At 70.0% G+C, this 23,815-nt stretch carries 19 protein-coding genes; 8 read left to right on the top strand and 11 right to left on the bottom strand.

The window, feature by feature from the left end; translation table 11 throughout:
- Positions 1 to 14: 14 nt before the first annotated feature.
- Positions 15 to 2,960 carry a glycosyltransferase gene (locus tag WME75_RS35340; protein WP_437480227.1) on the top strand — a complete coding sequence of 982 codons (2,946 nt, stop codon included), beginning with the start codon at positions 15 to 17 and terminating at the stop codon, positions 2,958 to 2,960.
- A gap of 75 nt (positions 2,961 to 3,035) precedes the next feature.
- On the opposite strand, the gene WME75_RS35335 is transcribed toward WME75_RS35340, so the two are convergent.
- Positions 3,036 to 3,845 carry a Uma2 family endonuclease gene (locus WME75_RS35335; RefSeq protein ID WP_437480224.1) on the bottom strand — a complete coding sequence of 270 codons (810 nt, stop codon included), beginning with the start codon at positions 3,843 to 3,845 and terminating at the stop codon, positions 3,036 to 3,038.
- A 332-nt stretch (positions 3,846 to 4,177) separates the two neighbouring features.
- Between WME75_RS35335 and WME75_RS35330 the strand changes: the two genes are divergently transcribed.
- On the top strand, positions 4,178 to 5,572 hold the full coding sequence (locus WME75_RS35330; RefSeq protein WP_437480221.1) for an AAA family ATPase: 1,395 nt from the start codon (positions 4,178 to 4,180) through the stop codon (positions 5,570 to 5,572).
- Positions 5,573 to 5,575: 3 nt separating this feature from the next.
- On the top strand, positions 5,576 to 6,187 hold the full coding sequence (locus WME75_RS35325; RefSeq protein ID WP_437480218.1) for a hypothetical protein: 612 nt from the start codon (positions 5,576 to 5,578) through the stop codon (positions 6,185 to 6,187).
- A 331-nt stretch (positions 6,188 to 6,518) separates the two neighbouring features.
- Here the strand turns inward: WME75_RS35325 and WME75_RS35320 are convergent, their stop codons facing one another.
- Positions 6,519 to 7,553 carry a phosphotransferase family protein gene (locus WME75_RS35320; protein WP_437480215.1) on the bottom strand — a complete coding sequence of 345 codons (1,035 nt, stop codon included), beginning with the start codon at positions 7,551 to 7,553 and terminating at the stop codon, positions 6,519 to 6,521.
- 112 nt (positions 7,554 to 7,665) lie between these two features.
- Positions 7,666 to 9,171, bottom strand: coding sequence for a protein kinase domain-containing protein (locus WME75_RS35315; protein ID WP_437480213.1), 1,506 nt, complete (start codon positions 9,169 to 9,171; stop codon positions 7,666 to 7,668).
- A 371-nt stretch (positions 9,172 to 9,542) separates the two neighbouring features.
- Here WME75_RS35315 and WME75_RS35310 point away from each other — a divergent pair, with 371 nt between their 5' ends.
- The 3 genes from WME75_RS35310 (at position 9,543) to WME75_RS35300 (ending at position 13,335) form a co-directional block, all read left to right on the top strand.
- Positions 9,543 to 11,048: a hypothetical protein gene (locus WME75_RS35310; protein ID WP_437480211.1), complete on the top strand. Its 1,506-nt coding sequence runs from the start codon at positions 9,543 to 9,545 to the stop codon at positions 11,046 to 11,048.
- Positions 11,049 to 11,197: 149 nt separating this feature from the next.
- Positions 11,198 to 12,178, top strand: coding sequence for a hypothetical protein (locus WME75_RS35305; RefSeq protein WP_437480208.1), 981 nt, complete (start codon positions 11,198 to 11,200; stop codon positions 12,176 to 12,178).
- A 221-nt stretch (positions 12,179 to 12,399) separates the two neighbouring features.
- On the top strand, positions 12,400 to 13,335 hold the full coding sequence (locus WME75_RS35300) for a hypothetical protein (protein ID WP_437480205.1): 936 nt from the start codon (positions 12,400 to 12,402) through the stop codon (positions 13,333 to 13,335).
- A gap of 31 nt (positions 13,336 to 13,366) precedes the next feature.
- Here the strand turns inward: WME75_RS35300 and WME75_RS35295 are convergent, their stop codons facing one another.
- From WME75_RS35295 to WME75_RS35265, 7 genes are all read right to left on the bottom strand, one after another.
- A complete protein-coding gene (locus WME75_RS35295) occupies positions 13,367 to 13,717 on the bottom strand; it encodes a 4Fe-4S binding protein (RefSeq protein WP_437480203.1) in 351 nt (116 codons plus the stop codon).
- Between the two features lie 45 nt (positions 13,718 to 13,762).
- Entirely contained in the window at positions 13,763 to 14,017 is a 255-nt protein-coding gene (locus tag WME75_RS35290; RefSeq protein ID WP_437480200.1) for an SEC-C metal-binding domain-containing protein, read from the bottom strand.
- 575 nt (positions 14,018 to 14,592) lie between these two features.
- Positions 14,593 to 14,844: a hypothetical protein gene (locus WME75_RS35285; protein ID WP_437480198.1), complete on the bottom strand. Its 252-nt coding sequence runs from the start codon at positions 14,842 to 14,844 to the stop codon at positions 14,593 to 14,595.
- Between the two features lie 16 nt (positions 14,845 to 14,860).
- Entirely contained in the window at positions 14,861 to 15,976 is a 1,116-nt protein-coding gene (gene arsB / locus WME75_RS35280) for an ACR3 family arsenite efflux transporter (protein WP_437480195.1), read from the bottom strand.
- 220 nt (positions 15,977 to 16,196) lie between these two features.
- Positions 16,197 to 16,544 (bottom strand): ArsR/SmtB family transcription factor, encoded by a 348-nt coding sequence (locus WME75_RS35275; RefSeq protein WP_437480193.1) that lies wholly within the window; start codon positions 16,542 to 16,544, stop codon positions 16,197 to 16,199.
- A gap of 488 nt (positions 16,545 to 17,032) precedes the next feature.
- On the bottom strand, positions 17,033 to 17,527 hold the full coding sequence (locus WME75_RS35270; RefSeq protein WP_437480190.1) for a cupin domain-containing protein: 495 nt from the start codon (positions 17,525 to 17,527) through the stop codon (positions 17,033 to 17,035).
- A gap of 156 nt (positions 17,528 to 17,683) precedes the next feature.
- On the bottom strand, positions 17,684 to 18,757 hold the full coding sequence (locus WME75_RS35265) for an STAS domain-containing protein (protein ID WP_437480187.1): 1,074 nt from the start codon (positions 18,755 to 18,757) through the stop codon (positions 17,684 to 17,686).
- 555 nt (positions 18,758 to 19,312) lie between these two features.
- On the opposite strand from WME75_RS35265, the gene WME75_RS35260 reads away from it, so the two are divergent.
- Positions 19,313 to 20,593, top strand: a complete 1,281-nt coding sequence (locus WME75_RS35260; RefSeq protein ID WP_437480185.1) for an ABC transporter substrate-binding protein — start codon at positions 19,313 to 19,315, stop codon at positions 20,591 to 20,593.
- 77 nt (positions 20,594 to 20,670) lie between these two features.
- Complete coding sequence (locus WME75_RS35255; RefSeq protein WP_437480182.1) at positions 20,671 to 21,801, top strand: substrate-binding domain-containing protein; 1,131 nt, start codon at positions 20,671 to 20,673, stop codon at positions 21,799 to 21,801.
- A gap of 12 nt (positions 21,802 to 21,813) precedes the next feature.
- Here WME75_RS35255 and WME75_RS35250 read toward each other — a convergent pair whose 3' ends face one another.
- Complete coding sequence (locus WME75_RS35250) at positions 21,814 to 23,253, bottom strand: RICIN domain-containing protein (protein WP_437480179.1); 1,440 nt, start codon at positions 23,251 to 23,253, stop codon at positions 21,814 to 21,816.
- Positions 23,254 to 23,815 lie beyond the last annotated feature (562 nt).

Raw genomic sequence — 23,815 nt, 5'->3', positions numbered from 1 at the left:
CCGCCCGGTCCCGCATGCGCCCTCCGATCTGCGCCGTCTTCGCCGAAGCACCCGCGCACCGCGCCCGCGCCGGCCGCACGCTGCGCGCGCTCCGGCTCGCCGGGCTCGCGCCGGTCGACCTCACGCCGGCGCCGCTCGCGGCCGCGGCGGAGGCGCTCGCGACGGGGCCGGTGTGGCTCGTGCGCGGGGGCGCCTGGCCCGCGCCGTCCGCGGCGCTCGATCTGGATCCGTTCCCGCCGCCGAGCGACACCGGGCTGCCGCTCTGCGCGTTCGGCGCCGTGCTGGCGCCGCTCGACCTCGCCGCGGCCTCGGCGCGCACAGCGACGGAATCCGACGCCGCGGCGTGGGCCGAGCTGCTGCGGGCGACGGGCGGTGAGCTGAGCCGCGCCGCGCGCGCGCGCCGCCCACCGGGGTTGCCCCGCGCGGCGAGCGTGTACCTCGACGCCCCGCTCGCCGCGGGCGTCGCGGCGCGCCTGCGCGCGGGCGATCCGCTCGACGCCGCCCTCCAGGGCGAGCTCGCGGCGCGGCGCGCGCGCGTGGTGCGGCACGCGCCGCTCGACGTGTGCGACGACGCGGCGCTGCGGGTCGCGCAGGTCGTGACCAGCCTCCAGCAGGGCGGCGCCGAGCGGATCGCGATCGACCTCGCGACCGAGCTGCCGCGCCGCGGCATCCGCTCGCGCGTCTACGCGGTGTACCGGCCGACCCGCCCCACGTTCGGCGCGCCCCCGGGGACGCTCGACCTCTCCGGGGCGCGCGGCGATCGCGAGGCGCGCTTCGATGCGCTCGCCCGCGGGCTCGCCGCGTGGGGCGCGGATCTCGCGCACGCGCACCTGCTCGACGCCGACGACCTCGCGCGCCTCTCCGCGCGCGGGTACCGGCCGCTCGTCACGGTGCACAACGTGGCCGCGGGGTGGCCGGCGGGGCTCGATCGTCTCGGTCCGGACGACGCGGCGCTGCTCGTGGCGTGCGCGCGCGCGGTCGAGGTGGAGCTCGCCGCGTGCGCGCTGCCGGTGCCGCGGCGCACGGTCTGGAACGGGATCGACCTCGGGCCGGCGGAGGCGGCGCGCCGATCGGCGGGGCCGGCGGCGGCTCGCGAGGCGGCGCCGGAGGCCCGCGAGGCGGCGCCGGAGGCCCGCGGGGTCGGCTCGGCCGTGGCCGCGGCGTGGCGGCGGCGCCTCGAGATCGCGCCGGACGATCTCGTCCTGCTCGCCGTGGCGAACCCGCGGCCGCAGAAGCGGCTGCACCTCCTGCCCGCGATCCTCGCGGCCACGCGGGCCGCGCTCGCGGCGGCCGGCGATCCGCGGGCGGCGCGGCTCGTGATCGCCGGGAGCGCCTCGCCCGGCAGCGAGCCGGCGCTCGCCGCGGAGGCGGAGCTCCGCCGCGAGATCGACCGGCTCGGCCTGCGCGCCGACGTGCGCTTCGCGGGGGCGGTCGCCGACGTGGCCGGCCTGCTCGCGGCGGCCGACGTGCTCGTATCGCCGAGCGCCCACGAGGGGCTGAGCCTCGCGCACCTCGAGGCGCTCGCGGCGGGCCTGCCGGTCGTCGCGACAGGCGCCGGTGGCACGGCGGAGATCGCGGCCGAGACCCCGGCGCTGGTCCACCTGCCGCTCGACGCCGCGCCGGAGCGGTTCGCCGGGGCGATCGCGGCGGCGGCGCGCGATCGCCCCGCGCAGCCGGGCGGCCGGGAGGTCGTGGCGCGGCACTTCAGCGTCGCGCGGATGGCCGAGGGCTATGCGCGGCTCTACCCGCGGGCGATCGCGCGCAACTGCGGCCTGCGCCGGGGGGACGGGCTGCTCCTCGTCACGAACAACTTCTCGACCGGCGGTGCCCAGTCGAGCGCGCGGCGGCTGCTGCTCGGCCTGGCGGCGGCGGGCGTGCGCGGCCGGGCGGCCGTGATCGAGGAGCAGCCGGAGTACCCGACGCCGGGTCGGCGGGCGCTCGCGGCCGCCGGCATCCCGGTGCTGGCGGTGCCGCCGCCGGCCGACGTCGAGCCGGCCGAGGCGGTGGAGCGCCTCCTGCGCGCGATCGAGGAGGACCCGCCCGAGGCCGTGCTGATGTGGAATGTGATCGCCGAGCACAAGGTGCTCCTGGCCGACGGGCTGCTCGACGTTCCGCTCTTCGACATCAGCCCGGGGGAGATGTATTTCGCCTCGCTGCGCCGCTATTTCGCGTCGCCGCGCCGCGGGCTGCCGTACCGCGCCCCGCGCGACTACGGCGCCCGCCTGGCCGGGGTGATCGTCAAGTACGGGGCCGAGGCGGCGCTCGCCGCCGAGGTGCTCGGGGCGCCGGCGCACGTGGTGCCGAACGGCGTCGTTCTCGGAGCGCGCGCGCTCGTCGCTGGAGGCGTGTCGCCGCGGCCGCGCGCGTCCGGCGGCGAGGGCGCGCGGCTCGCGATCGGGACGGCGGCGCGCGTCCACCCGCACAAGAAGCTCGACGAGCTCCTCGCCGCGCTGCGCCTCGCCGCGCCGCGGCTGCCGCCGCACGTGCTGCGCATCGCGGGCGGCGTCGAGCGCGGCGCCGAGGCGCACGCCGAGGCGCTGCGGCGGATGGCGGCGGGGCTCTCGGTCGAGTGGGTCGGCGAGGTCGCCGACACGCGCGCTTTCCTGAGCGATCTCGATATGTTCGCGCTGATCGCCGAGCCCGCGGGGTGCCCGAACGCGTCGCTGGAGGCGATGGCCGAGGGGCTGCCGGTCGTGGCCACGGCGGTCGGCGGCATGTCCGAGCAGGTGGACGACGGCGTGACGGGGCGGCTGGTGCCGCCGGGCGACGCGGAGGCGCTCGCCGGGGCGCTCGTGGAGCTGGCGGAAGACCCGGCGCGGCGGGCGCGCATGGGGGCGGCGGGGTGGGAGCGCGCGCGGGAGCGGTTCTCGCTGGAGAGGATGGTCGCCGACTACGTGCGCGTGTGCCTGGGTGGGCGGGAGGGGCGGGGGAGGGGAGGGGAGCGGGGAGGAGCCGCGTGAGGGCGGCCGTGGCCAGATGTCTGGCTGTCCGCTTTCCTGGCTGGGACGCCTCACAGCGGCCCCGCCCTACCATGGTCAGGGCCAGCGTCGTTCGTGCTTGAGCTGCTCGCGCAGGGCAGAGAGCTCCGGTCCCGCCATGGCCTCGAGGGCTGTCTCGCGGTCCGGTGGCAGGGCGATGCCGAGCACCTCGCACAGGTCCCGCACCGCGGTTCGCAGTCCCCGCGTATGCCCTTCCTCCCGGACCGCCTCGATGTCTGCGTAGCCCCTGCGCTGGAGCAGGTTGCGCAGGGTCGCCTCGTGCGCGGCCTCGCGATCGTAGAGCGCCTCGACCAGCACCGGGTTCTTCAGCACGCCCGGCGCGACCAGCGCCTCGCCCGGGAAGGCCACGCGCGCCGGCAGACGCCGGGTCCGCTGCGCGCCGGCGCTCGCCTGCGGCCTGCGCTCCGGCGCCTTCTGCCCGGACGAGGTCGAGGCCTCGTAGACCTCGACGCGCCGCGCGCCCTGAAGGCGCACCACCCAGATCCAGCGCGTGCCGGCCGCCAGCAGCTCGTCGATCTTGCTTTGCAGCTCCGCCTCGTCTTGGCCTGTGTCCGCGTACTCCACGGCCAGCGGCGGCGCTTCGGTGGCCCAGCCGGGCTCGTCCGGGATGGGGCCGACCGCGATGTCGGGCGCGCGCAGCATCTCCGGCCGCGGAGAGACGCCGAGATCGACCGCGGCGGCCTCGGCGAGCGGATCGCTGTCGAGCACCTCAAAGCCGGTGCCGTTGCTCCGGCCGCCGCGGCGACCGCTGGGCAGGCACTCGACCAGGCGGCCTTCCGACAGCTCGTAGGGATCTCCCGGGCGAAGCTGGTCGGCGGTCACGGGATGGCGGGGAGGCGCGGTCATCGAGTTTCTCATGTAGATCTATTCCGGGCAGGGCGTGGCGGCCATCTGGAGACGCGTGAGAGCTGGCGTGGCCAGACGTCTGGCTGTGCTCTTCCGTAGCTCGGACGCCGCACAGCGGCCGCGCGCTTACAGGGTCATGGCCAGCGTCGTTCGTGCTTGAGCTGCTCGCGCACGGTTGAGAGCTCCGGGGTAGAGCGACGCGCTGTAGGGTCACGGCGGGCCTCATCCATTGGCGCGGACCGCCCGGGGCGACCGGTCACAGGAGCGCGCGAGGAGACGGAGCGAAGCGCTTGCTCCTGGCGCGGGCAGGGGGGTAGCTTGCGGGTGAAACCATGCGCTTCCGTGTCGAGAACCTGGGACCGCTGCGCGAGGCGGAGGTGGACCTGTCCAAGGACATGATCGTCCTCACAGGGCCGAACAACACGGGAAAGACGTACTTCGCGTGGAGCGTGTACGGTCTCCTGCGCACGCCTCCGAAGGGGCTGGAGGGCATCGGCAAGAAGCTCCTGGCGGCCGCGGGGGCCGAGGTCGACCTCACGCCGCTGTGGGACGAATGTCTGTCGGACGTCGCCCGGGCTTTTCAGGGCAACCTGCGTAGCTGCTTCGCGGCGCCGGCTCATTCTTTCGATCGGACGAAGATCGATCTCCGCGTCGACGATCCCGCGTGGCTCTCCGAGCGGCTGTCGCCACTGGAGATGGCGCGCCATCTCGGGGCGATTTCTTCCGGCCCGACCGTCCGTTTGACCGATGATTTGAGTGTTTCATTGGACGTTCGACCGCCCGCCCAAGCGGCTATCCGCCTCCTTGGGCGCGCTGCCGACGGATCCAATTCGAACGACATTGGATGGGACAGCGTTCCCGCCGAGCTTCAGGAATTTTTGCCGACCGTGGCGGGCCGTCTTCTCGGGTCGGTGATGACCTGGTTCACGATGGGATGCGATGTTTTTCCTGCGGAGCGAATCGCGGTCAACATCTTCGCTAAAGAGCTTGCCTTGAAGAGGATGGAGCTCGTCAACGAGGTACTCGAGGAGAGCGACGAGCGGGGAGCCGCCGACGCGTTCGGCGCCGTCTTGCGACGGGCCGGTCGTTACCCGTGGCCCATTCAGCACAGCCTGCTCGTCGCGAACGACATGGCCAACCTCGCAAAGAAGGAAAGCAAGCACGCGGATCTCGCGAGCGAGATCGAATCGGCCATCCTCGGCGGTGTGGTGCGCGTTTCGGAGCACGGTGAGCTCACCTTTGCGCCCCACCAGGCCAGCGGTGAACACCTCGCCATTCATCTCACCGCCTCCGTCGTCAAATCACTGGCGAGCCTCGTCTTCTACTTTCGCCACCTCGCGCGAGGCCGCGAGCTCCTGATCCTCGATGAGCCCGAGCTCAACCTCCACCCTGACAACCAGCGCAAGATCGCGCGCATCTTGGCGAAGGCAGTCAACCGAGGCTTCAAGGTCATGATGAGCACCCACAGCGATTATATCATCCGGGAGCTCAATCATCTGATCATGCTGGGGACCCCCTCGGAGAAGACGCATCGCTTGGCCGAGGAGCTCGGCTACGACCCAGCCTGTCTCATCCACCCCGAGCGAATCGGTGTTTACCTTTTTCAGGACGGTACCGCGCGCCCGATCGAGGTCAACGAGACGGGCTTTGACGTCAAGACTATCGAGGACGAGATCGTCAAGGTGAACAGCGTCACCCAGCGCCTGTTCGCCGAGCTCTTCGAGTGACGCATGTCCACGCTCCTTCAGGCCGTCAATGCCATCCTACGCGATGAGTTCAAGGTTCATGGCACCATCCGGATCGAGGAGCGTCATGCCCTGAGCAGCTGCGAGCCGGTAGTCCTCCAGAAGCGCGGTCTGGCGGTAGTGCTCAAGCTTGACGCGCAACCTCCGGCCGCGTGTGAGCGAACCGACTGCCCGCGCACATTCTCGGTAGGTGACCGCATCTTCCCGCTCTTCGTGGCGCGGCCCGGGGTTCACTCGATCTGCGACTACATCATCTTTTACCAGCACCGCGAAGAGACGGGAAACCCTGTGTATGTATTCCTGTGCGAGCTGAAATCCGGCAGGATTGACGGCTCCAGGCAGCAGATCGAGAACGGAAGGATCCTCGCCGAGCACATCCTGCGGATGGCTGCTCATCACCAGATCGACGAGGTTGTCCGGGAAGGTCCGGAGATCCGCTATCGGGGCATCATCTTCGCGCCGAGATTGCCCGAGCCAAAGAGCAGCTCCCGGCGACCCAAGTGCCCGTACGAGCCCTATCCCGACGGCATGCAGGATCTGCTGGTCGTCCGTTGCCGCGCCGGAGGAACGCGCGAGCTACACTATTTCTGTGCTTGAGGGCTTTCACGGGGAAGGCTCGACCGCGCGCACTGCCGCGGTCGAGCCCGCCGCACCTGGGCAGCCGGCGCTGCGCTGGCGTAGATGGCCACGTAGGACGCGCCCGGAGCGGCCTTGCCGATGCCGACCGTATCCGCCCCTTCTATGCCCTGGATCTTGTTGAAGGTCGCCCTCTCGTCCCAGCGCGTGATGTGCTCGGTCCCGTAGATCGTGGCGCCGGTCCCGTACAAACGGCCCCATGGCGCGGCTCGGCGCTGCGGGTTTGCGCAGCGCTGCATTGTGGCAACGGATCGCGCGCACCGGCTCCGCGTCACGAGATCTCGCGCCGAGATCAGCGGGCCGAGAACGGCCAGATCGTCTGTTCCAGCTCGGGGAGCGAGGAGACCTGGGACTCCCATCCTTCGATCCTGAGCTGGTATCGGAGGTTGCTGTACCGGTGCAGGAGCGCGAGCGCCATCAGCTTGCGGCTCAGCGCCGGGCTCAGGTCGGTGATCCGGTATCCACAGGCGCCCAGAAAGGCGCGCTGGAGGTCCGCGCTGCCAGCGGCCAGGAAGAGGCACGGGCCGAGCAGGTCGACCTCGGGCGGCCCGAGGCACGCGTCCGCGAAGTCGATCATGCCGGTGACGCGCCACGTCCCGTCCATCGGGGTCACGAGGAGGTTCTCCGGCGTGTATTCCCCCGTCAGGAGGACCGGGACCACGGAGGTCGGCAGGAGAGGGCGGGCGGACGCCAGGTACGCCGGGATCTGGGAGACCAGGTGCTCGGGCAGGCGCATTCGCCGGTGGCGGCCCTCGCATCCGGCGATCTGGCGCTCGACGAACGCGTCCCAGCCGAGGTCGATGCTCTCCAGTCCGCCGGTGGGCAGCGCGTGAGCGGCCCTCATGATCTCGCCGATGCGGGCGAGCGCCTCGACCCGCTCCGCGCCGCTCAGCGCGGGCCAGACCTCTTCCAGCGTGCGCCCCGGGAGGCGCGACATCACGAGATAGGGCCACCCGTCGAGCTCCGCTTCCCGGAGGATCTCCGGCGTGGCCACCGGGACCTTCCCGTGGAAGCGCGCGAGCGCGAGGCGCTCGGCCTCGAACTGGTGCCGCAGGAAGGGCGGAAACAGCTTGATGATCTGGCCCGCGTCGTTCGAGACAACGACGTTGGTCCCGCGCTCGAACGCGGAGAGGCCGCTCGTCGTCAGGCCGTGGCGCTCGCACACCGCGCGGACCGCCGGGAGAAAGGCGCCCAGATCGGCGCGGATCCGGTCGAATTCGCCGGGGCCGTCGAACGGCGGGAACAGGGCTCGAATACTCGGGAATGCGCTGGGATCGGGCGGCATGAAGGAGCGGGCATCGTAACCCGCGCGCCTGGGAGTCGCCATGGCGGCATCGACCCGTGCGGCTTCCGGCGAGCGTGGCCGGCGCGCGCAGATCCCCGGCGCGGGGCGGCGCGAGCTGTCCGGGGTCCTCGTGCGAGGCGCGGCCGAGCACCCGTTAAAAGGGCACGTCTGGGATGGGAGCGCGATCCAGCTCCGGTGCTGCTGGCTCTGGAGCCGGAGGCCGCTTGGCGGGCTCGGGCGCAGCCGTATGCGGTGCTCTGGGCCTGGCCGCCGGCGGCGGTCGTGCTGCCTTGGTCGGCAGCGGCGGGGCCGGTCGCACCAGCGTGTCTCCGGGGACGTTCGCCGCCGCCGCCTCCGCCGAGGAGGGCTCGTCAGGGGTCGTCTGCGGCTCGTACGAGGAGGGCTCTCCGGGGGTCACGCTCGGCGGCGGCTCCTGCGAGGTCTGTTGTTCTGCCAGCGTCCCGGCGGCGCCTCGCTCCGGCTCCGGCGCGGTCGCCGAGGAGACCTCCGCGCCCGCCTCGCCCCGGCCGTGTGTGCCGCCCTCTCCCACGGCGACCGTGACGCCGGCGCCGAAGATCAACGCCGTCGCGACGCCGAACACCAGCATCGCGCGCGTGGGCGCCTGCGGCCTCGCCTCCTGCGCCGTCGCTCCGGCGCCGGTCAGGGTGCCGGGCGTCGCCGACCGGGGCGCGGCCGGCGGAGCGCTGAGCTGCACGGCGCGCAGCGGTATCGTCCCGCTCATCCTCGGCTGAGCGGAGCTCGGTGTGCCGGAACAGGGATATTGCAGATCCGGGATCGACGGCGACGCCATGCCGGCGAGCCGGCGGAGATCGCCGATCATCTCGCCGATCGACTGGAAGCGCTGGGCCCGGTCGCGGGCCAGCGCCCGCGCGAAGAAGGCGTCGATCGCCGGCGGCAGGTCGGGCGCGAGCTGGGAGGCGCTCGGCACGGGCGTGACAAGGATGTTGGCGATCACCGCGCCGAGCTGCTCCCCCTGAAACGGCAGCTCACCCGTGACAGCGCAAAAGAGGATGACCCCGAGCGACCAGAGGTCGCTGCGCGGGTCCACGTCCTTTTCGCCCCGGACTTGCTCCGGGCTCATGTAGTGAGGGGAGCCGAGCAGCTCGCCGGTGCGCGTCACCTCGTCCGTGAGATGAGCGCGGGTCTCCTTGACGATGCCGAAGTCGAGGACCTTGACGACCTCTTCCTGCTCCTCCTCCACGCGCACGAGAAAGAGGTTGGCCGGCTTGAGATCGCGGTGGACGAGGCCGGCCTCGTGCGCGCGACGGATGGCCTTGCCGGCCTGCACGAGGATGAGCGTGGCGTCCACGAGGGAGAGCCGCCCGACGCGCTGGAGCCGCGTGCCCAGGTCCTCGCCCTGGAGCAGCTCCATCACGAGGAACGGGGTGTCGTCGTCGATGCCGTAGTCCTGGACGTAGACGACGTGCGGGCTCTGGAGGCTCGCCGCGATCCTCGCCTCGCGCTCGAAGCGGGCGAGGAACGTGGACGACGTCGCGTACGTCGGCGCCATGAACTTGACCGCGACGCGAGAGCCCAAGTTGACGTGCCGCGCCACCCACACCGAGCCCATCCCGCCGGCCGAGAGCGGTCGCTCAAGACGGTACTTCCCACCTACGACGGAGTCCGGGGCATAATGCATGGTGATGGCCTCCTCCTGGCTGCCGAGGGAGGTGAGATGAGCCTACAGGATAGGAATGGTTCCGGCCACGATGAGCCGGGAGATGACAGATAGATTGTTCTTCCGTGCGCCACGTTCCGGGCGACTCCAGGCTTCACACGGCCACAAGGCGACCGGCGATCGCCAACACCCCCTCAGGGCCGCCCGAGGCGGCCGGCACGCCGGCACGCACTCTCGAGCAAGACCGAGATCGAGCGCTGGCGCGCGTCTGTCCCTGGCTGTCCACCCTCGCTGATAAAATTCAGTAATATCTGGCGCGGCAAACGTGCTCTGTCGAGCGCCGGAGCGCGAAGGACGCGCGAAGGCGGGCTCCGCTCGCCTACAGTGCGTGGATGAGAATCTTGACCTGGTTGACTCTGGGGCTCCTGTGCGCGGCGTGTGGTGACGGCGGCGATCCGTCCGGCCTGGGAGGAGGCGGAGCCGGGGGGGCCACCGCGGCGCCCGCGGGCAGCGGCGGCGGTACGGGGGGCGGCGGCGGCGACGCCGGCAGTACCGTCGGCACCGGCGGCGCCGTCGGTACCGGCGGCGCCGGCGCGGGAGCCGGGGGCGACGCGACGGGCGGATCGTCGGGCGTGGGCGTCGATCCCGCCGCGCCTGACGCCATCTTCCTTCACCCGGCGGGGGCGATGGGCAACATGGTGTGGAACATCGCGATCGCCGGAGCGGAGGACGGGGGCGCCTACGTGAGCGGCGAGGGGTTCGGCGAGATCACGCTGGGCGACCGGACGATCACCCAGCTGGGTGCGTTCCTCGTCCGCCTCGATCCCGAGGGCCATCTCCTCTGGTCGGCGCCCATCGTCACGGCGCAGCAATCCGGGGCGACGGCCGTGACCGTCGATCGAGCGGGCAATGTGCTCTTCGCGGGCGAGCTCTATGGCGATGTCACGATCGGGGACGCGAAGCTGTCCGGCGCGACGGACGACTCCGACGCCATGGTGGCCAAGCTCGACGCCGACGGCGCCCTGCTCTGGGCGAGACGCTTCGCCTCGGCGGCCACGGATCGCTGCTTTGCCATCGCGACCGACGCCACGGGCCATGTCTACGTGGGTGGTTATGTCGACGACGACATCGACTTCGGCGACGGGCTCGTGGCGGTGGATGGCGAGTCCCCGTTCCTCCTGAAGCTCACGCCGGACGGCGACGTCGCCTGGGCCAAGGTGTTCAACAACCCCGGCGGCGCGGGCAGCGCCGTGGCCGGCATCGCCGTTCACGAGGGGGGCGACGTGTCGATCACGGGCTACGCCGACGGGCCGCTGACCATCGAGGGCGAGGCGCTGTCGCTGCCTGCCGGCTCGACCATGATGGGCTTCATCGCCCGCTTCTCGAGCGCGGGGGAGGGCCGGCTCGCGCGGCGCTTCGGCGGGCCCGAGTTCGACATGGGCAACGAGATCGCCGTCGGTGACGGCACGTTCCTCGCCGGCACGGTGAGCGGCGAGAGCGATGTGCTCGGGACGACGGTGGACGCGGACCTCGAGGGGACGCCGTTCGTCGCGAAGCTCACCGAGAGCGGGACCGCCGAGTGGGTGATCACGCCGGAGCCGAGCGGCACGATGTACGGCCTCGCGCCCGACATGGCGGGCGGCGTCCACGCGGCGGGTCGCTACGACGATAACGTCACCTTCCACTACACCCCGTTCGCGCTGCACGCGAGCGCGTCCTCGGAGGTCACGGCGCTCCAGCGCTACGCGTCGAGCGCCGGCTCCTCCGAGGGCATGGCGCTCACCTCCGGCGGCACGCTCTGGGTCGCGGGCCTCTTCCACGGTTCCATCGACGTCGGATCGGGCCCCGTGGAGTCGCCGAGCACGAGCGGATTCGTCCTCCGCATCCCGCGTCGCTGAGCTCCCGTCACGGCGACAGCACGCTGCGTCCGCGCTCGGCGTGCTGCGCTGCGCAAGCGCGGCCCCTGCGCGCCAGCACGATAACGCCTGCGAGACCTGTTGCGCTCTCCTTGCCGGCGTCTAGAATCCACAATGCCATGATAAAATTCTTGCACAATTCAAGTCTCATCGTCGTTGGGCTCACCCTTGCTCTCGGCGTCGTGGCCTGTGGAGGCGACGACCCGGCGGGCGACCGCACCGCGGGCGACAGCGGCACGGGCGGGGCGAGCACGGGGTCGGGCGGCGGGGCGAGCACGGCGTCGGGGGGCGGGGCGAGCACGGCGTCGGGGGGCGGGGCGAGCACGGCGTCGGGAGGCGATCCCGATCCCGATCCCGCGGACGCGCGGACCTTCGACCACCGGCACGCGACGCTCGACGGCATCCCGGCGAGCTGCATCGATGCGCTCAAGTCGGCTGACTTCGTCTTCCATTATGCCCATCGCTCGCACGGCTACCAGATCATCGTGGGCGCCGAGAGCCTCGAGGCAAACTCTCCCGCCTACGGCTTCGAGACGGAGTATTGCGGCGTCCCGGCGGAGACCGGCGTCTTTCGGATGTGGGACGGGATGATCGACAACAACCTCGTCGTGGGCGACCAGTACTGGGCGACCGATGCCGGGGTCGGCGAGCTGCGCACCATTCTCAGCGAGCACCCGGAGATCCGGTACACGATGTGGGCGTGGTCGTCCGAGATCTCCGAGCAGACCGAGGAGGACGTGCAGCGCTACCTCGACGTGCTCGACGCGCTCGGGCAGGAGTTCCCGGAGGTGACCTTCATCTACATGACCGGGCCAGGGGACGAGGAGTACAACGGCGTGAACCGCGCGCAGCGCAACCAGCAGATCCGCGACTTCTCCCGGGAGCACGGGAAAATCCTCTATGACTTCGAGGATCTCGACGTTCACTGGGACGGCGAGCGGCACACCGCGGAGGTCGAAGGCGTCGAGATACCGATGCAGCACCCGCGCTTCGACGTGGAGACGTCCGGCAACGCGGAGTACGAGCACACCCACACGACGCAGGGCAGCTGCGAGAGCAAGGCCATGGCCTTCTGGCGCATGATGGCCGAGCTCGAGGGGTGCGCGCAGTAGCCCCGGGCCTCGCTTGCGGGCGCGCGCGGCCGCCGGGATCACCCCACGAGCCTCTGTCTTTCCTGTCGGTTAAGTCCCGGTTTCGGGCGGACGACTCTGCTGGATCGCGTCGCTCGCGCCTTGCGGGCCGCCTCGCGCGCATGCTACTCGCATCTCGCACGGGCACGGATCCCCGCGCTTCCGGCGCGGGGCGCCGCCTGGCAGCCGATCGGAGGCGGGCCATGGACAGCGCGATACCGCTCGGGAAGAAGCAGATCATCGACGGCCAGCTGCGGGTCTACTATTACGGCTACTGGATCAAGGCGTACGAGGCGCCGGCCGACACGCTGCGCGCGAAGAAGCGCCTCATCGAGGCGCTGACGCGGCGCCTGTTCAACCATGTCGAGCACGGCATCAACGTGCCGGGGAGACGGCTGGACGAGGCGCGGCGCGCCTTCGAGTCCGAGACCGACCCGCAGCGCAAGCGCGTCAAGGGCGCCATGCTCGCCGGCGCGATCTTCAATCGCGCGGCGGATATCTTCACCAAGCTCGTCGAGATCCAGGAGCTCGGCGTCGCGATCGAGCCCGACAACGCCCTCATGCGCGAGTGCGGAGAGCACCTCCTCGAGGCGCTGACCCTCGGGAAGATGGTGCTCCACCGCAGCGGGGAGGAGGGGCTCGACGAGCTCTGGGGAGAGCCGTTCAAGGCCTTCTCCTTCCCGATCGAGGCGTTCTACAACAGCCGGTACGTGAAGATCGCACAGAGCATGAGGGCGATCGACGGCATTCGCGACGAGATGCTCGCCACCTTCGCGGGCCTGCCGATGTTCGCCGGGCTGGACCGCCTGGCCTGCGAGCTCGCGCACGCGGCCAAGGTGAAGTGCGAGACGCTGCGCACCGACGCCGAGATCTTCGAGGTCTGGACGTCGTTCGTCGTGTCGGCGGAGAAGCTCGCCGCCTTCCAGCCGCTGCTCGGCCCGGACGCCTCGCCCGCCGAGCGGGAGCAGGCGGCCCGGGGCGTCGAGCTGATCGTCCGCGGCAAGAACGTGATCTCGTACATCACGCGCGCGCGTGTGCCCATGCCCAAGACCACGAGCGAGCTCATGGATCGGTACGCGCGGTACCGCGCCGCGTACGGCGCCGCGCCCGCGTCCGGGACCGCGCGCAGCGTCGCCTGAGCCCGGCCGGGCGCCCGGGCCCTGCGACCGGCTACCCCGCCCCGCGCGCCGGGACGAGCTGGATCGCCTTCTCCGGGCAGGCGACGACGCAGAGGCCGCATGCCTGACATCGCGCCGCGTCCGGCGTCATCGCCGTCTTCCGGCCGTGGACGAGCGATTTGAGCTTGCCGCGCAGCGAGAGGGCCTCGAAATCGGCGCTCGCGATGCGGGCGACCTCGAAGACTTGATAGGGGCACACCTCGACGCAATCGCCCTTCGCCTCGCACCGGTTCCGGTCCACCACGGGACGGAAGGCGCCCGGCTCGGCCCGGCACTGCTCTCCCGGCCTGTCCCGGCGCGAGGCCGCGCGCCGCGCCTTGTCCTTGTTCAACGATTCTGCCATCTGCGTGCCTCCCACCGCCGCCCGCGCGGGGCGCTCAAAAACAGCTCACGCCGCTCGCCTGCGAACCCGTGTCGCCGTGGGTCCCGTCGGCGGCTTCGGCTTGGTGCCGCCGGGCACCCTTGCGTGGGCCGCGGGACCACCCGGGTGACGCTCTTGCGTGTTCTCGACAGTTGCAGCCCGGCGCTCTGCAGCCTCGGCGGCGAACTGCGCGGCACGTTGGGCCTGGTCCTTGTCGAGGCAGCACTTCTTGTACTTCTGGCCCGAGCCACAGTGGCACGGGTCGTTTCTTCCCAGCTTCATAACGATCTCCCGACGCGCGCGACGCTGCGCGGAAGGCCTCGGCGGCCTCACCGAAGGGGCTCGCGTGGGCGTGCCAGCGTCGCGCGCGCAACGTCACGCCCGTCGCGAGCGCAACGCTACGGTGGCGTCAGGCCCACGAGGGGAGCGCCCGAGCGTGCCGGCGGATGCGACGAATCTGCCGGCGCGCGGTGCGCGCTCCCTTGCTGCAGGCTGATTCCCGTCGCCATCGCCGCCGAGTGTACGGCATGGCTGGACAGTGATCAAGAACCACTGGACGTAGGGTCCTGTGCTCGGGACCTCTTCTCGGGGCCTGCCACCGCCTCGCGGATCGTTCGCCGGGGTACGCGCGAGGCACTCCGTGGCGAGTGGTCGAAGGCAACGGCAGAGTCGCTCACTCCGGTGAGCGCCGACCCATGACGGCGACGAGGAGCGCGCTGCCCAGCAGCTCTCCCGCCACCTGTCGGAGCCAGGCGGGGCCGCGCATGCGCTACGCCAGCGCCGTGGGGTCGAGGTTCTCCGGCTTCCCGGCGAGCTCGTCCGGCGTGAGCCGGGCGTAGATCTCGACGAGGTTGCCGTCAGGGTCCTCGAGCCAGTGGCCCCTCGGGGAGGTCGAGCAGGGCGTCGAGCACCTCGAGCCTCGCCAGGATCTGGTCCCGTGCGGTCCGGAACCGTGTCAGCATCTCCTCGCGCGGGATCGACGGATCCTTGCTCGCCGGATCCTGAATGGGCCAGTGCAGCCGGCGCGCCTTGCCGAGGAAGACCGGGCAGACCTCCTCGGCGCAGAGGGTGATGACCGTGCCCACGGTGGCGGCGTCGATCGTCTGCACGGACTTCGCATCGTGGTCAGGCCTTGCTCTCGGGAGTGCTCGGGCCGGCGCATGCGGGCGGCGCGACCTCGAGCGGGGTGTCGGGGAAGAAGCGCCGCTGCGCCCACAGGGCGACGTTCACGAGGCCGATGAGGACGGGCACCTCGACGAGAGGACCGATGACCGCCGCGAACGCCGCGCCGCTGTGAATGCCGAAGCTCGCGATCGCGACAGCGATGGCCAGCTCGAAGTTGTTCGACGCAGCCGTGAACGAGAGCGTCGCCGACTGCTTGTAGTCCGCGCCGACGCGCTTGCTCATGAAGAACGACACCGCGAACATCAGCACGAAGTAGATGAGCAGCGGCGCCGCGATGCGAAGGACGTCGAGCGGCAGCTGCACGATGGTCTCGCCCTTCAGCGAGAACATCACCACGATGGTGAACAGCAGGGAGACGAGCGTGATGGGGCCGATGCGAGGCACGAACGCCTCCTCGTACCAGTCACGCCCCTTCGCGCGCACGAGCGCCCGTCGCGTGAGGAACCCGGCGGCGAAGGGCACACCGAGGTAGATGGCCACGCTCGTCGCGATCTCGCCGATGCTGATGTTCACGACGGCTCCCTCGAGTCCGAGCCAGGTCGGCAGGAGCGTGGCGAAGAAGTACGCGTAGATCGAGAAGAACAGGACCTGGAAGATCGAGTTGAAGGCCACGAGCCCGGCGCAGTACTCGGTGTCGCCCCTGGCGAGATCGTTCCAGACGATGACCATCGCGATGCAGCGCGCGAGCCCGATGAGGATGAGGCCGAGCATGTACTCGGGCTCGTCGCGCAGGAACACCACCGCGAGCCCGAACATCAGCAGCGGGCCAATGATCCAGTTCTGGACCAGCGACAGGGTGAGCACCCGCGTGTTGCGGAAGACCTTGCCGAGCTCCTCGTAGCGGACCTTGGCGAGCGGCGGGTACATCATCAGGATCAGCCCGGCCGCGATGGGAATCGACGTCGTGCCGACGCTCATGTTGTTGAGCGCAGTCGTGAAGCCGGGCGCGAGGAAGCCGAGGGCGACGCCCAGGCCCATCGCGAGGAAGATCCAGAGCGTCAGGTAGCGGTCGAGGAAGGAGAGCTTGCCGAGCAGGCCGGCGTTCGCGTGGGTCATGCGAGTTCAGTTTCTTGTGGTCTGCGAGGCGTCCGTACCCGACTGCGCTGTCATGGCGCTGCCTCCGCTCTCACCTGGCCAGGCTCAGCGAAGAGAGCGAGCCGGGCTTGTGACGCCGGTGGAACAGCACATGGCGGGGTCGAGCACGCGGAGGGTCACGGACATGGGGACTTCATTTCGTTCATCGTCGATAAACGATAATGTGGACGTGCGACGGCCATCAGAGCCCCCCGACGAGGGCCTTCAGACGCCGGAGCGCCCGGGGCTCGATGCAGTAACAGACGCGGGGGCCGTCGACGTCGCCGCGGATGAGGCCGGCCTCCTTGAGCACCTTCAGGTGCTGCGAGACCGTCGACTGCGCGAGCGGCAGCTCGTCCACGATGTCGCCGCAGACGCACGCGTTCTTCCGGATCAGGATACGCACGATCTTCACGCGCGCCGGGTGTCCGAGCGCCTTCGACAGGCTGGCCAGCTCCTCGTCGGCCTCGTCGCCCTCGATCGGCCGGAGGTCTACCTGCTCGTTCGCAGGCGGACAGCAGCGGTCGGCCGCCTCTGGCGTCGTTCTCATCGTAAGGTGACGATAGGAGATGATGCGCCCTCTGTCAATCGGCGGATTTCACCCCTGGTCGTCGCCGTGAGGCGCTCGGGCGTCGCGTCGAGGAGGGGACGGCCCGGCGCGCGGTGGCCTCAGGCGAGGCCAGGCCGCGCGAAGTGTGAAGAGGACCGCAAGGACCGCAAGGGGCGCAAGGGGCGCAAGGGGGGAGAAGAATATAATTCTATCTCTGTTCCCTTGCGCCTCTCGCGCCCTTGCGGTCTCTCGTCTGACTGGGTGGGCGGTCCCGCGCCCGCGGTGCCGGAGGCGGGCTTGACGGGCAACGAGGGCTCCCTTGCCGCCGCGCCCCCCGGGCACGCGCTGGCCCGGAGCGACGCTACCGACCCCCCCGCGGTGGACACTGGCGCCCCCGAAGGCGGCCGGTTGGGCCCGCGTTGGGCCGCACCTCGCTTCACGGTCTGCCGGGGAGCTCGCATCGCCCATCGATCCGACGGGAGGCCCGTTCACCGGCGCGCCGTGTCCCACTCGGGGCTGCTCAGGAAGTACGTATCGTAGAGCTCCTGCACGTCGCGCAAGGTCTCGGGCGGCTCCTCGCCTTGCGCGATGCGCGTGAGCTTGCGGAAGTACTCGAAGCGCTCGACCCCTGGCGTGATGACGATCAAGAGCTCCGCGCTCTTGCCGCGCGCGGCCGCGAAGGCGTGGGCGACCCGGGGCGGGACCACGAGGAGATCGCCCCTCTCGGCCGTCACGATGTCGCGCCCCGAGAGGACCTGCACGGCGCCGTCGAGCACGTAGAACATCTCGGCCGAGCCGTCGTGGCGGTGTGGCCGCGCGCCGTCCGCGTCCTTCGCGAGCGTCACACGTACGGTGGAGAGGGCTCCGCCCGTCGCGCTGCTGTCCGCGAGGAGCTGGATCCTCGCGGTGGGGGAGCCGACGACCTCCGCGTCGGAGCCCCGAGCCACGACCGACCGATCGAAGCCAAGCTGGATGATCGACATGCCGCCCAGTGAAGCACCCGAGGGAGGGTGCGCTCACCTGGAAAAAAGTGCGTAGCGCGCCCGCGGGTCGCGGCGCGGAGGTGGCCCTTCGATGGCGGGTAAGCTATTGAGTCGAGGTCGCTTCTTCAGGAGGGGGGATCGCGCAGGGACCCACCGTCACCCGAGGCGGGATACAGCGCCGGAGCCTGCGGCCATGCACGCCTTGAGGCCCTCCTGGAGGTTGCGCAGCGTCACGATCCGCTCGAGGTCCATGCCGAGCGACACGACGGTCTGCGCCACCGCGGGTCGGATGCCGGTCACCACCACGCGGGCGCCGAGGAGCTCCACCGCGCGCACGATGCGGATCAGATGATCGGCCGTGCCCGTATCCACCGCATCGACCGCGGTCAGATCCAGGATGACGTGGCGCGTCTGGCTGTCGACGATCGCGCCGAGCAGCCGCTCCATCATCGCGGACGCGCGCTGGCTGTCGAGCCCCCCCATGACAGGCACGGTGAGCACGCCGTCCCACACCTGGATGATCGGCGCCACCATCGCGCAGAGCGCCGACTCCTGCTGCTCGATGAGCTGGAGCTTCTCGCGCAGCGCGAGCTCGGTCCGCTCCCGCTCGGCGACCTCCTTCTTGAGCGTGGCCAGCGCGACCGCGAGATCCGTGCTCGTGGCCTGATCCGTCTCGAGGAACGCTGCCAGCCGCGCCTCGACGGTCTCGTCGGTCGGGCGGACCAGGAACTCGTCGTACTCCGCGCCCTTCGCCGCGAACGCGGTCTGCTCGGCCCAGCAGGGGACCCCGAACAGGCGCTCGGTGATGCCGGCCAGCTTGCCGGCCGTCATCGCGCTCCCCCAGTTGACCCCCAGCGCGCGCTGGTAGAGCGCCTCCCAGTTGTTGAAGGTGCGATACCGGGCCTCACGGCGCTCGCGGTCCAGCGCGACGAACTCCCATCGTCCCCAGCCGGACGTCCTGCAGATCTCGCTGAGCCGAGGGAAGCCCTCCTCGAAGGTCGGCTGCGTGCTGATGATCGACCAGTCGCCGTCGACGCTCCGCCGTCCCCCGAGCTGGAGACACAGATTGAAGCGGTCGACCCCCACCATCGCCACCATGCCCGACATCAGGCCGGCCACCGAGCTCGGGATCCACATGCTCAGGGTGGGCATTCCGGCCCACTGATTGATGCCGTTTTCCAGGTCCCATTCGATGTCGAAGCCAGCGATTGTTATTCGGGGATTTGTCATGGGCTCACGGGGCGGGCTGATCTGGCTCGGAGACGAGGCGCCGCTTGCGTTGCGATCCGTCGCCGCAGGTGCTCCTTGCCTCAGGCGCGCCGGAGCGGCAAGCACGAGCGTAACCGCGCATCGCGTACCCTCCCCGAGCGCGCTCCGAGCGCGCGGTGTGCCCGCGCGGGCAGATCTGCGCCGGCGGCTCCTGCGTGGACGAGCCGAGCACGACAGCGGGGAGCAGGGCCGGCGGCTCGACGGGCGCGGGCCTGGACGTCGGCGCGGGCGGCGGCGCCACGGGGCCGGCCGGCAGCGGCGGCGCGCCTCCGCGAAGGGAAGGGCGGCACGGTCGGCGATCGGGCGGGATCTGTCGTGACACTACGTTCGATAGCAGAAAGCCCGGTGACCTGGACTACCGATCTGGCTTCCATAACAGCGTGCATTCCGGTTCTCGTCTTTCGTGTTCATTTCATGTCCTATTGACAGATCGGTCCTCGATGAGGTGTTGTCGCGCGACGGATGACGGCCGCTCATTGCAGATGGCGCGTGCGCTGTGGGGTGACAGCGTTGCTCGTGGGACTCGCGTCCTTGCTCTCGGCGTCCTGCTCGCCGGCGGCGCCCGTTCTCCCCGAGGACGCCGTGGTCATCGGGGCGATCCTCCCCTTCTCCGGCGGCGAGTCGGCCGTCGGTCGCAACCTCGAGCAAGCCATGCTGCTCGCGCTCGAGGACCTGAACGCGGCGGGCGGCCTCGACGGGAGGCCGTTTGCGATCCTGACCCGGGACAGCCACTCGAGCTGGGAGCGCGGGCTCGATGCGCTGGTCGACCTGCTCTACGCGGAGGAGGTCGCTTACCTGGTGGGGCCCGAGGAGAACGATCTCGCCCGCGAGATAGCGCAGGACGTGAAGACGCTCGACCGGTTCCACATGCTCCCGGGTTATGCCGCTCCCTCGGTCGAACACAGCGAGGCGAGCGGAGGCTGGATGCGACTCGCCCCCTCACCGTTCGACGTCGGCTGCGCGCTGGCGCTCGTCGCCGATGGCGAGCGGCTCGGCAGCGTGAACAGCCTCGCCGCGCGGGACGACTACAACGCCAGCGTCAGCAGCGAATTCATGTCCCTCTTCGCGGCGTTCGGGGGCAGGATCCTCCCCTCGGTGACGTTCACGTCGGGCCAGCCGACGTACACGACAAAGATCGAGGACGCCTTCGAGGCGCACGCCGGCCACACGCTCCTGGCCGCCTACCCCGCCACCGGCTCGACCATCGTGACCGAATGGACCGTCGCCGGACGCCCGGGCACCTGGCTCCTCGGTCCTGCGCTGCGGACCGAGGTGCTCCTCGCGAACATCCCCACAGGCACCCTCGACGGATACGTCGGGGTCTCGCCTTCGCTCAGCCTGCGGAGCGAGTGCCATGTCATGGACGACGCCCCGGAGACGGTCGCGTGCGCGACCGGGAACGCCGCCGCCTTCATCGAGCGCTTCTCTCGCCGGTGGAGCGGCGAGGTGCCGTTCCCTGCGGCGCATTTCTATTACGACGGCGTCGTCCTCATCGCCATGGGGCTCGTCTACGCCCAGGCGACGACCGGCGAAATCCCGACGTCCGGCGCTGCGCTGAAGAACATCCTTCGCGAGCTCAACAGCCCCGATCACGGAGCGGCGTCGTGGCGGGATCTGAAGGACGCGATGCCCAGGCTGCGGGCCGGGGTTCCTTTGCGGTACGTGGGGGCGGCCGCCGAATACGACTTCGATTCTTACGGGACCAACAGGCACCACTTCATGCAGAAGTGGACGATCGACGGGAACGCCTTCGTCGATCTCGCCCACGTCCCCGTCACATGCAAAGCCTTGAGGTAATTTCACCCGAGGCTCCATTTCTCCGGGCGCAGGGGTGCCGTGCGCGGCCAGACGCAGCACGGACGAGGAGGGATCTCATGACGATCATTGGACGATGCTGGATGGCGGCCTTCGGGCTCGCGCTGATGACGACGGGATGCGGAGCAGGCGATACGACCGAGGGGGGTAAGAGCGCCACAACCATCAAGCGAACGCAGCTCCCCGAGAACGAGTTCACCCCGGCGGAGCTCGAGGCGACGATCGATGCCCTCGTCGCCGAGATCAACGAGCACCCCATCGAGCCGATGCAGATGACGGTCCTGCTGAAGAGCGTATCCCGGTTCTTCGCGCCGGTCGCGACCGGCGCCAACCGCGCCCTGGGTGAGCTCGGGGTCAAGGGCAACGTGGTCGGGCCGCTCGAGCAGACGGGCGAGCCCGGGAAGGGGTTGGAGTTCCAGAACGAGCAGATCGCCCAGGCGGTGGCGGAGGGCGCCGAGGGGATCGGCATCTCACCGTTCGGCGACGGCAACCTGGCCGCCATCGACGAGGCGGTCGCGAAGAAGGTCCACGTGGTGACGCTCGACGCCGACGTCTTGAGCTCGAAGCGCGCGATCTATGTCGGGACCCTCAACGAGGCCGCCGGCAACACGGCGGGGAAAACCCTGCTCCCGATGCTGCCCGAGGGGCCGGGCACGGTGGTGATCCACGGCAGCCTCGACGCGGACTGGGTCGACGGGCTGGATCGAACGCGGGGCGCCCGGGCGGTGCTCGAGGCAGCCGGTTACGAGGTCCTTGTGCGTCAAGTCCTCTGGACCGACGAGGGTGAACCCGAGGACATCGCGTGGATGAAAGACCAGATCGAGACCGCAGATCCGCCCGTCGTGGGCATGATCGGCCTGTTCGCCGTCGCGTTCCGGTGCGGTATGGCCGCGGAAGCCGCGCAGAGGCCGGACCTGCCCATCGTCGGCTTCGACTTCGATCCGAGGACCGTCGACTACATGCGCAAGGGGTTCATCAGGGCCACGCACGCCCAGCGGCAGTACTACGAGGGGTACCTCGTGCCCTACATCCTCTACGGCATAAAGAGCATCGGGCTGGACGCGACCCGGGCGATCCTCGCTCCGCAGATGGTCGACGACCACCGGTTCAACCTCGGCCTCGACGTGGTCTCGGGGGAGAAGGTCGACGTTTACAGCGACTTCCTCCGCGAGATCGGCGCGGAACAGTAGACTACCGCCCCGTCACGGATTGAAGTACGGATCGTTCGCCATTCTCACGAAGGCGTCGAGCGACTCGGTCGACGAGCGGATGCGCCAGTCCGTCTCCTTGTTGACGTCGAACCAGATGACGCCCTTGATCAAGGGGTAGTCGGAGCGCAGCGTCGGAATCATGCTGTCGATCCACTGCGCCTTGTTGCCGCCGGACTGGGCAGATGCCATCTCGCCGATCATGATCGGCTTGCCCTTCGCCGCGAGCTTCGGATAGATGTTCTTGAACACATCGCGGAAGCTCTGCCAGCCGCCTCCGCCGGAGGAGCCCCAGTTGTACCCGTCGACGCACGTCCAGTCCACGTAGTCGTCGCCCGGGTAGTAGCCCATCGCCTGGTTCCACGCCTGGCGCGGCTCATCCGTCACGTTCGGGCACCAGACCCACACGATGTTGTCCGCAGACCGGAGCGCGTCATGCACGTGCCGGTAGGCCGCGATGTACTTGTCGGGGCTCCTTCCGTTCTGCGCACCACCCCAGGGCGACCAGTCGCCGTTCATCTCGGCGCCGAAGTCCACGAAGAACTTCTTGCCGAGCGCCTTCGCGTCGCGCGCTCGCTGCGCCAGCATCGCGTCGTGAGAGCCGTTGATGATCTCGTCGAGGGGGGTGTCGAAGACCTCCCAGTTGACGAACGGGGTGCGACCTGCGTTCAGATCGGCCTTCGTCTCGCTGCCCACCCAGTTGTGGGTGAAATCGTAGTACGTCAGATGCAGCTTCAGCGTCCGCCCGAGCCTGGCGCTCGTCTGGGCGATGCTCCCGTCGCCGTAATACTGCCCGAGCCACGCGCCCGACGCCGGAACGAGGATCTCGTCCCCGCCCGGGGTCGGAGGCGGAGGCGGGTCCGGGTCGGTGGTACCCCCGTCCACCTTGTCGAAGGTCCATCGCTGGTTGGTACCGCCGCGCCACGGCCACTGGATGATCGCCGTCCCGTTCGCGGTGCTGCCCCGGTAGAGATCCAGCGCCATGTCGGTGTGCGCCGCATGGACGCTGATGTCGTTGCCGCCCCGGTTCACGAAGGTGAACTGCTGGTGCCCTCCCTCGACATAGTCCCATTGGCGGAGCGCGGCGCCTGCGTCGAGGCTACCGTCCGTGACGTCGAGGACCTTCCCGCTGCCGACGTTCGCGATCTTGAAGAGGCCGCCTCCAACGCTGGAGACCCGGAACTTCTGCGTATCCGCTCCGTTGCAGGACCGCACCTCCACCCTGGCGCCGTTCTCCTTGCTGCCGCCGGCGATGTCGAGGCACTTGCGGCTCCTGACCGACTTGATCACATACGTGCCATCCGAGACGTTCGACACGACAACCGGGTTGCTGTCGTCCTGCACATCGTCAGGGAGCCCCTCGTCCCCAGCGACCCCGCATGCGCCCAGCAGCAGAAAAAGAGAGCCGTGTCCAAGTTTTTGCAATGTTGTCATAAGCTTCTCCAAGCTAGCGACCAGGAGATGCGCCCTATCGCATCGATTCGAATCGTCGTCGATGTCCGTCCTGAGCTACCTGCGACCAGCGCGGGCCTGCTGCTTCCCGTCAAGCTCGAGGTACGACATCAGGCGACCCCACGTGACGCGACCCCACGCGACCGCCGGTGGAAATTGTCAACTCCGGACGATCACGACAGTTTCATGGTTGTACCAGTCACGTGTTGATTGGCAATCATAAAATCGATGTTCGACTCTCACATTGAAATTGCTGATTACAATGTTGACGCCAAATGCCTTCGTCGCCATCCCGCAAAGCATCGCGTCTCGCAGCTCGAAATTTACAGAATCCACGCTCGTTCTTGCAGGAATCTGCAGGAAGGAGACCCGGCGGGAACGGCTCGGGCGCGCGAGAAGGACCGGAGGGCGCTGGCCGGCGAGCCGCTCGTTGGGCCGTTGGCCGTCCGTGAAGCGGCCAGACGACGTGGTGCACTACATTTCACGACCTGTCACCGCTTCCGCCGTGGCGCGGCGGCCGCGAGGAGCCGGGGGGGTGCCATGT

This window comes from Sorangium sp. So ce1014, assembly GCF_051521505.1.
Classification (GTDB): Bacteria; Myxococcota_A; Polyangia; order Polyangiales; family Polyangiaceae; genus Sorangium.
The sequence above is the reverse complement of the archived record's forward strand: the minus strand, read 5'-3'. Positions and strand labels throughout refer to the sequence as shown.